At 70.7% G+C, this 14,013-nt stretch carries 3 protein-coding genes; 1 reads left to right on the top strand and 2 read right to left on the bottom strand.

Features of this window, described 5'->3' with window-relative positions; translation table 11 throughout:
• Positions 1 to 67 precede the first annotated feature (67 nt).
• Entirely contained in the window at positions 68 to 559 is a 492-nt protein-coding gene (locus tag U8525_RS10815; RefSeq protein ID WP_374264465.1) for a VOC family protein, read from the top strand.
• Here U8525_RS10815 and U8525_RS10810 read toward each other — a convergent pair.
• Together U8525_RS10810 and U8525_RS10805 are read right to left on the bottom strand one after the other, a co-directional pair.
• Complete coding sequence (locus tag U8525_RS10810; RefSeq protein ID WP_374264463.1) at positions 516 to 1,643, bottom strand: heparan-alpha-glucosaminide N-acetyltransferase domain-containing protein; 1,128 nt, start codon at positions 1,641 to 1,643, stop codon at positions 516 to 518. The two genes, U8525_RS10815 and U8525_RS10810, sit on opposite strands and share 44 nt — an antisense overlap.
• A 172-nt stretch (positions 1,644 to 1,815) precedes the next feature.
• Positions 1,816 to 13,899: a non-ribosomal peptide synthase/polyketide synthase gene (locus tag U8525_RS10805; RefSeq protein WP_374264461.1), complete on the bottom strand. Its 12,084-nt coding sequence runs from the start codon at positions 13,897 to 13,899 to the stop codon at positions 1,816 to 1,818.
• Positions 13,900 to 14,013 lie beyond the last annotated feature (114 nt).

Raw genomic sequence — 14,013 nt, 5'->3', positions numbered from 1 at the left:
ATTTTTCCCGGATCCGGGCATGGCCCGCGCTTGCGTGGGGGGACCCCTTTTGCGACGGTGCCCGCCCATGGAGACGACACGACCGTTCCGGATTCTGGGCATCCAGCAGATCGCCATCGGGGGGCTGGACAAGGGCGCCCTGCGCAAGCTGTGGGTGGACACGCTGGGCCTGACCTCCCATGGCACCTACCGCAGCGAGAAGGAGAACGTGGACGAGGACATCGTCGTGGCGGGCGCGGGCCCCTTCAAGGTGGAGGTGGACTTGATGCAGCCCATCAATCCCGACGGCCGTCCCAAGGTGCACGACCCCGCGCTCAACCACGTGGGGCTCTGGGTGGACGACCTGGCGGTGGCCGTCAAATGGCTGGAAGGGCAGGGCATGCGCTTCACGCCCGGCGGCATTCGCAAGGGCGCGGCGGGCTTCGACGTGTGCTTCATCCACCCGAAGGCGAGCGATCAGTTCCCGCTGAGCGGCGAGGGCGTGCTGATCGAGCTGGTGCAGGCCCCGCCGGAGCTCATCCGCGCCTTCGAACAGGCCGCGGCCAGCGCGGCACACTGAGCAGCCACTGGGTGGAGCGCGCGAAGCCCTTCTTCACCGCGCGCTCCACCGGCTCCCACGCGAGGCACAGCGCGAACGTGCACGCGATGAGCAGCGCGAGCAGGCCCGTGAACTTCAGCCACCCGCTGGAGTCGCCCCACAGCTTCTGGAACGAGAAGACGCCGAAGACGCGGTAGTACAGCAGCATCTCGTGGAAGAAGTAGGCGGACAGCGACGAGGTGCCGAAGACCTCCAGGAAGCGGCGCGCGCGGGACGGCTTCGCGTCCGGGGCCATCCGACCCTCCACCCACAACATCACCAGCAGCACCGCGCAGACCCACATGAAGCGGGTGGCGGAGTTGGACGGGTTGGTGACGAAGAAGCGGTGCGGCGGGTAGAGGTTGCTGAGCACGCCCGGCATCAGCGTGCCCCCCAGGCCCAGCGCGATGAGGAAGCCCAGGGCCCACGCCAGCCCCTTGCGGCCCCACGCGCCCGCGATGCAGCCCGCGAAGGCGCCCAGCCACGCGAAGCCCACCCAGGGCACCAGCGGGAAGGGGGCCCATCTGGACTTGCGCAGGAACGACGCCCAGGGCTCGCCCGCGGAGTCGCTGAAGGGCGCGAGCGCGAACGCCACCATCGCCAGGGCGAAGGCGGTGCCCGCGAGCGCTCGCGGGCGCGAGGCCAGGAGCGCGGCCATGGGCAGGGTGAGCAGCAGGCACAGCCCCACGCAGTGGAGGATGTCCAGGCGCAGCAGCCACACAGGCTCGGTGAGGATGGGGAACCAGACCGCGTTGACGAGCGCGGCGACGGCGAAGACCTCCGCGATGCGGCGCAGGTTGCGGGGCACGCGCTCGTGGAGCACGCCCGCGGCGGCGCTGCGCACCATGAGCAGCGCCAGCGCGAACCCGGCGGAGAAGATGAACGCGGGGGCCACCAGTCCATCCACCTTGAGCAGGCGTCCGGTCCACGCGCTCTTGCGCAGCTCGGGGGTGAGCAGCACGAGCGCGTGGGTCTGGATCATCACGATGACGGAGAGGCCGCGCAGCCAGTCGATGGCGCGCACTCGCTCGCGGGAGATGGGGACGGCGTTGGTCGGGGAGCTCACAGGCGGCGCTACCCTACGTCGGTCTCGCGGGCGGTTGCACGTCCCCGCGAGCCCCTGAACGAGCGTGCCGGGCGGTACGGTACGGCCGTGTTGAGCACGGCCCTCCGGTCCTGGCCCCTCATGCCCCCGGCCGTCCGCTCCTCGGACACGCCGCCGGGGGCTGCCCGCGCCGCTATGCGACCGAGCTGTGGGCCGCGGCGTCCTCGACGCGCCGCAGGCACGTGGCGAGGTGGCGCGCCAGGGTCTCGACGTTCGGCGGCTCGATCATCGTCTGGTGGTTGCCGGGCACGGGCAGCACCTCCAGCCCGTGCTTCACGAGCCCCTGCCACGGCTGCTCCGGATGCAGCGGGTGTGGCGGCACGTGCACCTGGGCCTTCAGGTACGTGGCGGTTCCCTCGTAGGGCACGGGCTCGTAGCTGAAGAGGGCGCGCATGTGGGCCTTCCAGACGTCCAGGAAGATCTCCAGGTCGCGCAGCGAATACGACTCCGGCACCGTCGCGCCCTCGCGGGCCTGGCGCAGCACCTCCTTCATCTGCTCGTGCGGAGGCATCGCGCGCAGGCGCTGGGCGAGCGTGGGCGTGTCGTCGCCGAACATGGCCGCGAGCAGCGCGGCGTCGTCCTCGAAACGCGTGGGCATCTGACCGGGGCCCGGCGTGTCGAGGAAGACGAGCAGCGCCGGGGGAATGCCCAGCTTGAGCATGCGCTGGGCCATCTCGTAGACGATGGTCCCGCCCATGGAGAGGCCCACGAGGTAGTAGGGCCCCTGGGGCTGCCACTGGAGCATGGCGCTCAGGTGGTGTGACGCGAGCGCTTCGATGCTCGAGAGCGGCGGGCACTCGCCGTTCACGCCCGGCGCCTGGAACCCGTACACCGTGCGGTCGGGGCCGAGCGCCCGCACGAGGTCCTGGTAGCAGAACACCGTGCCGCCCACCGGGTGCATGCACCACAGCGGCGGGAGGTCGGCGCGCCCCTCCTGGAGCCGCACGATGCCTTCGGGGAGCGTGGGCCCCTGTGGGCCCACCGGCGCGTCCGGGGTGAGCTTCGCCTGGATCCACAGGGCCAGCGCCGCGACCGTCGGGCTCTGGAAGAGGACCTGGAGCGGGACCTTGAAGGGGAAGTGCTCCGACAGCTTGGACACGAGCTGCGCCGCGAGCAGCGAGTGGCCGCCCAGGTCGAAGAAGCTCGCGGTGACGCTGATGTTCTTGCGCCCCAGGACCTCCGCCCAGATGTCCGCGATCTGTTGTTCCAACGGCGTGCGAGGCATCACGCCGCTGTCCTCCGCGTCCGGAGTGTCGGAGGGACGGGGAAGGGCGCGGCGGTCCACCTTGCCGTTCGCGTTGAGGGGCAGGGCGTCCATCAACACGAAGGCGGCCGGGACCATGTGGCTGGGGAGCGAAGCCTGGACGTGGGCGCGCAGGTCTTGAGCCGTGATGGCGTCGCGGAAGGTGACGTAGGCGACGAGGCGCTTGTCACCCGGCGAGTCCTCACGCACGAGGACGAGCGCTTCACGGACGGCAGGGTGCTGCCGCAGGACGGCCTCGATTTCGCCGGGCTCGATGCGGAAGCCACGCACCTTGACCTGATGGTCGCGACGGCCGACGAAGTCGAGCGCGCCGTCGTGGTGCTGCCGGACGAGGTCGCCCGTGCGGTAGAGGCGGGCGCCCGGGGTGGAGGAGAAGGGATGGGGGACGAAGGCGGTCGCGGTGAGCTCGGGCCGCTCCCAGTAGCCCCAGGCGAGGCCGTCTCCGCCGACGAACAGCTCGCCTACGACGCCGGGTGCCACCGGGTGCAGGTGCGCATCCAGCACATAGGCCGTGCTGTTGGACAGGGGCTTGCCGATGGGCACCGTGCCGGTGACAGGCTCCGTGACGAGGTGCCACGTGCTGAACGTGGTGTTCTCCGTGGGGCCGTAGACGTGCACCAGCCTTCGGGGTCCACCGTGAGCGAGCAGCCGGTTCACGCAGGCCGGATCCGAGGCCTCGCCACCGAAGAGGAGCGTGGACAGGCCGTTGAAGGCCGTGGGCTCCATCCGGGTGACATGGTTGAAGAGGGCCGTGGTGAGGAACAGGGCGGTGATGCGCTCGTCCCGCAGACCCCGGGCCAGCGTCGCGGGATCGATGATGTCCTCCTTGGAGAAGAGGACGAGCGTGGCGCCGTTGAGCAGCGCGCCCCATACCTCGAAGGTCGAGGCGTCGAAGGACGCCGTCGCCGCCTGGGCCACGCGGTCCTCCGGGCCGAAGGGGATGTAGTCAGGATCCATCACCAGGCGCATCACGGCCTGATGGGGAACGCAGACGCCCTTGGGGCGCCCCGTGGAGCCGGACGTGTAGATGACGTAGGCGGGCTCCTGGGGGTGGAAGCGCGTCGGGTCGTAAGGTGAACCGGAAGGCGCGGTGGCCTCCAACGCATCAATGCGAATGCACCCGGCGCTGTCCGAAGAGATCCGGCTCGCGGGGGCCGGCCCCGTGATGATCCGATGCACCTTCGAATCGGAGATCATGAGCGCAAGGCGATCCGCCGGGTAGTCCGGATCCAGCGGTACGTAGGCGCCACCCGCCTTGAGCACGGCGACCAGCGCCACGATGAGCTCAGCCGAGCGAGGCAGGCACACGCCCACGCGAGGCGCGGCGGGGCCGATGCCCTGGGCCTTGAGCGTCCAGGCGAGCTGGTTGGCGCGGGCATCCAGCTCCGCGTAGGTGAGCGCCTGGTCCCCATGGCGCACGGCGATGGCGTCCGGACGCTTCGCCACCTGGGCCTCGAAGGCCTGCACCAGGGAGCTGTCTCGCGGATAGGGACGGCCGGTCTCGTTCCACGCGGTGATGGCCTGCTGGCGCTCCGCCTCGGAGAGCCAGGGCAGGGCGTGGATGGCCACATCGGGATCGCGGAGGGCGCCTTCGAGGATGCGGTGGAAGTGGTCGGCCATCCGCTCGACGGTGCGGGGCTCGAACAGGGAGGTCGCGTACTCGAACGTGCCGCTGAGTCCTTCGGGGGTTTCGGTCAGCGCCAGGGTGAGATCGAACTTGGACGTCGGGGTCTGAAGCTCCAGCGCCTGGACCTGGAGGCCCGGGAGCTGCGGCGGTGCGCCGGGAGCGTTCTGCAAGGTGAACATCACCTGCACCAGCGGCCCGTGGCTCAGGGCGCGTTCGACGTGCAGCTCTTCCACGAGCTTTTCGAACGGCAGCTCTTGATGGGCGTACGCGCCCAGGGCCCGGTCGCGCACCTGTCGCAGCACATCGCGGAAGGAAGCGCCGTCGGGCAGGTGGGCCCGCAGCGGGAGTGTGTTGACGAAGAAGCCGATGAGGCCCTCCACCTCCTCGCGTGTGCGGTTGGCGATGGGCGTGCCGACGATGAAGTCCCGCTGCCCGCTGTAGCGGGACAGCAGCAACTGGAAGCCCGCCATCAACGCCATGAACAGCGTGGCTCCTTCCTGTCGCCCCAGCCCCGACAGCGCGTCGAGCACGGTGCGCGGCAGGGTGAACCCATGGATGGAGCCCGCGAACTGCTGCACGGCCGGGCGGGGATGGTCCGTGGGCAGCTCCAGGACATGCGGTGCGTCCGCGAGCTGTCCCTTCCAGTAGTCGAGCTGCCGCTGGAGCACGTCGCCCTGGAGCCACTGACGCTGCCACGCCGCGAAGTCCGCGTACTGCACGGGCAGGGCCGTCCGCTCCGAGGCCCGCCCCGAGTGGCGCGCGTCGTATTCCGCGGACAGCTCGCGGTAGAGCACGCCCATCGACCAGCCATCGGACACGATGTGATGCAGGTTGAGCAGCAGCACGTGGTGAGTCGCGTCCTCGTGCACCAGCAGCGCGCGGAACAGCGGGCCCTCGGCGAGGTCGAAGGGCGTCTCCGCCTCCTCGCGCAGCAGGGCGTCCGCTTCGTCCCGGGAGGATGCCTCGACGCGGCGGAGGGACACGGTCACGTGGGGCAGGATGCGCTGCTCGGGGGCTCCTTCGCCGGGGAACACCGTGCGCAGGGATGCGTGCCGGTCCACCAGCGCCTGGAGGGCGTGCGCCATCGCGTCCACGTCCAGCGAGCCTTCCAGCCGCAGCACCATGGGCATGTTGTACGCAGCCCGGTCCGAGTGGAACTGGTTGAGGAACCAGAGCCGCTCCTGCGCGAAGGACAGGGGCGGCGACCCTTCGCCGGTCCAGGGCCGGAGCGCGGGAACGGATCCGACCGAGTCCTGCACGCGGCCTTCCAGCGCGCGGGCCATGCCTTCGATGGTCGGGAACTCGAAGAGCGTCCGCACGGGGACGGGAATGCCCAGCACCTGTGATGCACGCGAGACGATCTGCGTGGCCAGCAGGGAGTGCCCGCCCAGCTCGAAGAAGTTCGCGTCGATGGGGATGTGGGCCCGGTTCAGCACCGCGCACCAGATGGCGCTCAAGGTCTGTTCCAGCGCGGTCAGCGCCCGCGCGCCCGTCGTCGGCGCGGCCTCACCTTCAGGCGCTGGCAGCGCGCGGCGGTCCACCTTCCCATTGGGCGTCATGGGCAGGGCGTCCATCAGCACGAAGGCGGACGGGACCATGTGGCTGGGGAGCGAAGCCTGGGCGTGGGCGCGCAGGTCTTGAGCCGTGATGGCGTCGCGGAAGGTGACGTAGGCGACGAGGCGCTTGTCGCCCGGCGAGTCCTCACGCACGAGGACGAGCGCTTCACGGACGGCAGGGTGCTGGCGCAGGACGGCTTCGATCTCGCCGGGCTCGATGCGGAAGCCACGCACCTTGACCTGATGGTCGCGACGGCCGACGAAGTCGAGCGCGCCGTCGTGGTGCTGCCGGACGAGGTCGCCCGTGCGGTAGAGGCGGGCGCCCGGGGTGGAGGAGAAGGGATGGGGGATGAAGGCGGTTGCGGTGAGCTCGGGCCGCTCCCAGTAGCCCCAGGCGAGGCCGTCTCCGCCGACGAACAGCTCGCCGACGACGCCGGGTGCCACCGGGTGCAGGTGCGCATCCAGCACATAGGCCGTGCTGTTGGACACCGGGCGACCGATGGGCACCGTCACCGCATCGGGTTCGACGTGCGTCGGGGAGAACCACGTGCTGTACGCGGAGTTCTCCGTGGGCCCGTAGGCGTGGACCAGGTGCTCCGGTGCGCTGTGTGCGAGAAGCGCGCGGATGCACGCCGGATCCGCGGCCTCGCCCCCGAACAGGAGCCAGCGGAGGCCCTTCAGCAGCGACGGGTCGGTTCGCGCGACGTGGTTGAGGAGCGCCGTGGTCAGGAACAGGACCGTGATGCCTTCGTCACGGACCCGCCGCGCCAACACCGTGGGGTCGATGACCTCCTCTTTCGATAGCAGGACGAGCGTCGCGCCGTTGAGCAGGGCGCTCCACAGCTCGAACGTCGAGGCATCGAAGGCGACCGTGGACGTCTGCGCGATGCGGTCCTCGGGGCGGAGCTGGATGAAGTCGGGATCGAGGACCAGCCGGGCAACGCCTCGATGCGGAATGCACACGCCCTTGGGCCGGCCCGTGGACCCGGACGTGTAGATGAGGTGCGCCAGATCATCGCCCGTGCACGCCTCCGGAGGCGCATGGCGCTCCAGCCCCGCCGGCAGCGCATCCATGCGCAGGACCGTCCACGGCCCCGAGGGGACCTGCTCCGCGAGCTCCGAGGCGCTGACGACCGCGACGAGCCGAGCATCGGTGGCCATGAAGGCAAGCCGGTCCGCCGGGTAGTCCGGATCCAGTGGCACATAGGCGCCACCGGCCTTGAGGATGCCGACGAGCGCCACGACAAGGTCGATGGAGCGGGGCAGGCACACGCCGACACGCGGCGCAGCCCGTCCGACCCCCTGGGCCTTGAGCGCCCACGCAAGCTCATTGGCGCGAGCATCCAGCTCCGCGTAGGTGAGTGCCTGGGCGCCATGGCGCACGGCGATGGCACCGGGGCGCGAGGCCACGTGCGTGTCGAACGCCCGCACGAGGGAGGCTTCGCGAGGGTAGGGACGCGCGGTGTCGTTCCACGCCGAGAGGACCTGGTGTCGCTCCGCCTCGGAGAGCCAGGGCAATGCATGAGTGGCGGCATCGGGCTGGCGCAGCGCGCCTTCCAGCAGGCGGTGGAAGTGGCCGGCCATCCGTTCGATGGTGTGAGGCTCGAACAGCGCGCTCGCGTATTCGAGGACGCCCAACAGCCCGTCGCCGGTCTCCTCCAGCATCAAGCTGAGGTCGAACTTGGAGGTCTGGAGCGGCAGCTCCAGCGCCTGAATCTGGAGGCCCGGGAGCCGCGGCAACGTGCCGGGCGCGTTCTGTAGGGCGAACATCACCTGCACCAGCGGCCCGTGGCTCAGGGCGCGCTCGACGTGCAGCTCCTCCACGAGCTTCTCGAACGGCAGCTCCTGATGGGCGTACGCGCCCAGGGCCCGGTCGCGCACCTGTCGCAGCACATCGCGGAAGGAAGCGCCGTCGGGCAGGTGGGCCCGCAGCGGGAGCGTGTTGACGAAGAAGCCGATGAGGCCCTCCACCTCCTCGTGCGTGCGGTTGGCGATGGGCGTGCCGACGATGAAGTCCCGCTGCCCGCTGTAGCGGGACAGCAGCAACTGGAAGCCCGCCATCAGTGTCATGTAGAGCGTGGCCCCTTCCTCTCGGGCCAGGGCCTCCAGCGACTGGCGAAGCCCGGAGGGCAACGTGAACCGGAACGAAGCGCCGTCGAACCGCTGCACCGCGGGGCGCGGGCGGTCCGTGGGCAGCTCCAGGACATGCGGTGCATCCGCGAGCTGCCCCTTCCAGAACTCAAGCTGTTCCTGAAGCACGTCGCCCTGGAGCCACTGGCGCTGCCACGTCGCGTAGTCCGCGTACTGCACGGGCAGCGGGGGCAGCCGCGGCACCTCGCCCTGGAGCCGCGCGCGGTATTCGTCGGACAGCTCCCGGTAGAGCACGCCGAGCGACCAGCCGTCCGACACGATGTGGTGCAGGTTGAGCACCAGCACCGAGCACGTACCTTCGAGCTGGAGCAGGAGCGCCCGGAACAACGGCCCCCGTGCGAGATCAAAGGGCCTGTCCGCCTCCTGCCGCAAGCGGGCCTGGACCCGCGAGTCCCCCGGCTCCCGCGCGTCGAATCGCTGGACCTCCAGCGCGAGGACCGGCGCCTCGGTGATGTGCTGCGTGGGGCGTTCACCCGCTGGGAACGTGGTGCGAAGGGACTCGTGGCGCAGCACGAGCGCCTCCAGGCTGGCGCGCAGCACCTCGACCTCCAGGGGACCGTCCAGGCGCAGCGCGAGGGGCATGTTGTAGACGCCCGGCGCGTCGTGAAGCTGGCTCAGGAACCACAGCCGCTCCTGCGCGAAGGACAGCGGGAGCGGTTCGGAGCCGCGAGGCGCCACGGGGATGCGCGAGTCCTCCCGGGGACCTTGCGCGAGCAGGCCCTCCACGATGCGGACGAACGCCTCCAGGCGCGGCGCCTCGAAGAGCGCCCGCACGGGAAGCGACACGCCCAGGGCCTCCCGCACGCGGGACACCACCTGCGTGGCCAGCAGCGAATGGCCGCCCAGGTCGAAGAAGTGCGAGTGCGCTCCCACGTCACGTCCGCCCAGGACGGCGGACCAGATGGCGGCGATGCGCGCTTCGAGCGGGTTTCGGGGCGCGATGAAGTCCTCGGTCGCGGAGGCTTCGGGGATGGGCAGGGCGCGCCGGTCGATCTTCCCGTTGGGCGTGAGCGGCAACGACTCCAGCACCACGAACGCGGAGGGCACCATGTGGCCCGGGAGCCGGGCCTGGAGGAACTCACGGAATGCCGCCTCCGTGACCTCCGTGGCCGCGACGTAGGCCACGAGCCGGCGGTCGCCCGGTGTGTCCTCGCGCAGCATCACGATCGCTTCCCTCACGGCCGGGTGCTGGCGCAGGGCCGCCTCCACCTCGCCCAGCTCGATGCGGAAGCCGCGCAGCTTGATCTGATGGTCGCGGCGGCCCACGTACTCCAGGACGCCATCCGCGCGTTGCCGGACGAGGTCTCCGGTGCGGTAGAGCCGCGCGCCGGGCGTGTCGCTGAACGGGTGCGGGATGAACTTCTCCGCGGTGAGGCTGGGCCGCTCCCAGTACCCGAGCGCCAGCCCGTCTCCGCCTACGAACAGCTCTCCCACGACACCCGGAGGCACCAGGTGGAGCCGGGCATCGAGCACGTACGCCGTGCTGTTTGCGATCGGTCCACCGATGGGCACGGACTCGGCGCCCGCGCGCGGCACCCGGTGCCACGTGCTGAACGACGTGTTCTCCGTGGGCCCGTATCCGTTGATCAGCGCCGTGGGTCCGCCATGCGACAGGACCACGTTGACGCTGGCGACGTCCGCGGCCTCGCCGCCGAAGATCATCCAGGACAGGTGGCGGAAGGCCTCGGGCCGCGAGCGCGCGACGTGGTTGAACAACGCCGTGGCCAGCACCATGTGCGTGATGTGCTCGTCCTGGAGCCTGCGCGCCAGGACGTCCGGGTCGATGATCTCGTCCTTGGTGAACAGGACCAGCGTGGCCCCGTTGAGCAGCGCACCCCAGATCTCCAGCGTGGACAGGTCGAACGCGATGGTCGTGGACTGCGCCATCCGGTCGCCCGGTCCCAGGTGCACGTAGTCCGGGTTGAGCACCAGCCGCACCACGCCCTGATGCGGGATGCACACGCCCTTGGGTTGGCCCGTGGACCCGGAGGTGTAGATGATGTGCGCCAGGTCCGCAGGCATCGTGGGTTCGGTGGCTGGTCCTTCCATGGCATTCCACGGAACATCCAGGCACACGGGAGTCCATGACCCCGGAGGCAGCCCGGACGCCAGCGCCTCATGCGTGACGATGGCCACCAGCCGCGCGTCGGTGGCCATGAAGGCGAGCCGCTCGGAAGGGTGTTCCGGATCCAGCGGGACGTACGCGCCGCCCGCCTTGAGGATGGCGAGCAGCGACACGATGAGGTCGATGGAGCGCGGCAGGCACACGCCCACCTGCGGCGTGCGGCGTCCCACCCCGAGCGCCCGCAGCCGCCGCGCCAGCGACTCCGCCCGCGCATCCAGCTCCGCGTAGGTGAGCGTCACGGCCCCGTGGCTCACGGCGATGGCCTCGGGCCGCCGAGCGACCTGGAGCGCGAAGGCGTCCACGATGGACAGGTCCGAAGGGTAGAGGCGCGCGGACGCGTTCCAGTCGCGGAGTGCCCGCCGTTGCTCCGCCTCCGACAGGAAGAGGGCATCGCCGGTGGCCCGGTCCGGTGCTTCGACGAGGCACCGCAGCACCTGGAGGTAGTGCTCCATCAGGCGCTCGATGGTGGTCGCATCGAACAGCGCCGTGGCGTACTCGATCGTGCCCGCGAGCGCCCCACCGGCTTCCTCCAGCGCGAGGAACAGGTCGAACTTGGACGTGTTCGTGTCCAGCGTCAGCGGGGTGACGGTGACGTCCGGGAACTCGAGCCGCGACGCGGGCGCGTTCTGTAGCGCGAACAGCACCTGGATGAGGGGCGTCCGGCTCGCATCGCGTTCGACCTGGAGCGCGTCAACCAGCTTCTCGAAGGGCAGGTGCTGATGTGCATACGCCCCCAGCGCGTGGTCGCGCACCTGGGCGAGCAGTTGGACGAACGATGGCTCCCCGTCGAAGCGGGCCCGGATGGGCAGCGTGTTGACGAAGAAGCCGATGAGCCCCTCCAGCTCCTTGCGCGTGCGGTTCGCGATGGGCGTGCCCACCACGAAGTCCCGTTGTCCGCTGTAGCGCGACAGCAGCACCTGGAACCCGGTGAGCAGGGCCATGAACAACGTGGCCCCTTCACGGCGGGCCAGTCCCTCCAGCGCACGGTGGAGCGGGGCGGGAACCGTGAAGCGATGCACGGCGCCCTCGAAGCGCTGCGCGGCGGGACGGGGCCGGTCGGTGGGCAGCTCCAGCACGTGCGACACCCCCGCGAGTTGCCGCTCCCAGAAGCCCAGCTCCCGCTGGAGCACGGCGCCCTGGAGCCACTGGCGCTGCCACGCCGCGTAGTCGGGGTACTGGAGGGGCAGGGGCGCCAGCTCCGCGGCGCGGTACGCCAGGGACAGCTCCTGATACAGCACACCGAAGGACCAGCCGTCGGACACGATGTGGTGCAGGTTGAGCACCAGCACGTGGCGCCGCTCCGCCTCATGGATGAGCAGCGCGCGGAACAACGGGCCCCGGGCCAGGTCGAACGGGCGCTCCGCTTCACGCTGCATGCACGCGAGCGTCTCCGCCTCGGAGCTGGCCTCCGCGCGCTCCAGCGTCACGGGCAGCTGCGGGGCGACGTGCTGGAGGGCGGCGCCTTCCCCCGGGAAGGTGGTGCGCAGGGCTTCGTGCCGGTCCACCACGACCTGGAGCGCTCGTTCCAGCGCCTCGGGGTCCAGAGGCCCCTCCAGCCGGAACGCGAACGGCAGCGAGTACAGCGCGGAGCCCGGCATCCACTGATCCAGGAACCACAGCCGCTGCTGCGCGAACGACAGCTGCTCCCGTGCGGAGTCCGTGCGCGGGGGGATGGGCGCCTCCGCGCGCTCGGCCGTCGGCGCGGCGGTCTCCAGCGCGGCGGCGAAGTCCCGGAGGACGGGATGGGCGAACAGCGAGCGGAGCGCGACGGGTCGCTGGAGCACGTCGCTCAGCCGGCCCATGGCCTGCGTGGCCAGGAGGGATTGCCCGCCCAGCTCGAAAAAGTTCGCCGTGGCGCTGACCGCGTCCATGCGGAGCACCTCCGCCCAGACCCGCGCGATTGCCTGCTCCAGCGCGGTCTCTGGCGCGACGAAGTCCTCACCGGCTCCTGCGGATTCGCGCGGATCCGGCAGGGCCTTGCGCTCCACCTTGCCGCTGGGTGCGAGCGGCATCTCGTCCAGCACGACGATGGCCGAAGGCAGCATGTGCGCGGGCAACAGGCCCTTCAGGTGGGCTCGCAGCACCGGCGCCGTCAGGGGGACGGACGCCGTCACATACCCCACGAGCCGCCGGTCTCCTGGCACGTCCTCGCGCACCATCACCACGGCCTCCTTCACGGAGGCGTGCAGGCGCAGCGCCGCTTCGACTTCACCGGGCTCGATGCGAAAGCCGCGCACCTTGACCTGCTGGTCGCCGCGTCCCACGAAGTCCACCGCGCCGTCCTCGAGCCGCCGCACCAGGTCCCCCGTGCGGTACATGCGCGCGCCGGGTTCGGCGCTGAAGGGATCCGGCAGGAACCGCTCGGCGGTCAGCTCCGGACGCGACCAGTAACCCCAGGCGACGCCGCTGCCTCCCGTGTACAGCTCCCCCACGGCGCCCACCGGGAGCTCGCGGCCCTGCGTGTCCAGCACGTACATCCGAGTGCCAGAGACGGCGTGGCCGATGGGCACGGGCCCGGAGCCGAGCGGCGCGCGCAGGGGCTGGCAGCTCGTGAAGGCGGAGTTCTCCGTGGGGCCGTAGCAGTTGACGATGTGCCCTCGGGGCAGCAGCTCCAGCGCCCGGCGCGCGTGGGGCAGCGACATCACCTCGCCGCCCGTGAGGAGCTGTCGCAGCGCCTCCGTGCCCGGCAGGCCCCGGTCCACCATCGTGTTGAACAGGCCGGCGGTGAGGAACGCCGTCGTCACACGCTCCGCACGCAGGAAGTCCCCCAGCTCGTCCAGCGCCGAGGCCCCAGGCGAGAACACCGCCAGCCGACCCCCGTTGAGCAGCGCGCCCCAGAGCTCGAACGTGGACGCGTCGAAGGCTACCGGAGACAGCTGCAACAGCACCTCGTCCGGGCCCAGGTGCGCGTAGCCCGGATCGAGCACCATCCGCAGCACGCCCCGGTGGGGGATGCACACGCCCTTGGGCCGCCCCGTGGAGCCGGACGTGAAGATGACATAGGCGAGGTCCTCCTCCACGGCGTCGCGCGCGACGGGGCCATCGCTGAACACCGTCACCGCCTGCGCGTCCGCATCCACGCGGAGCGTGTGCCAGTCACCGGACGGCAGCCGCGACTCCAGGCCGGCGCGCGTGACGATGATCCGCACGCACGAGTCCGTGGCCATGAAGGCGAGCCGCTCCGACGGGTACTCCGGATCCAGCGGGACGTACGCGCCGCCGGCCTTGAGGATGCCCACCAGCGTGACGATGAGGTCGATGGAGCGCGGCAGACACACGCCGACCTGGGGGTGTTCGCGGCCCACGCCTCGCGCCTTCAACCAGCCCGCGAGCTGGTTCGCCCGCGCATCCAGCTCCGCGTACGTGAGGTGCTCTCCGTCACAGCTGACGGCGACAGCCTGGGGACGAAGCGCGGCCTGGACCTCGAAGGCATCAGCGATGGTTCGAGGAGCCAGACCCCGAGGGGACACGGGGGCGTCGACGGTTTCGGTCATGTCGACGCGCCGCCCCCGACAAGGGGGGAGATTTCAGGTCCGCCCGGGGAAACGCAGGCGGCTCAAACAAGGGCGGCGCGTGTCTCATTAAGAGACCGTGACGCAGTGCGCGCA

The organism is Corallococcus sp. RDP092CA, from assembly GCF_041903675.1.
Lineage (GTDB): Bacteria > Myxococcota > Myxococcia > Myxococcales > Myxococcaceae > Corallococcus.
This window is presented reverse-complemented; position numbering and strand designations above follow the sequence as displayed.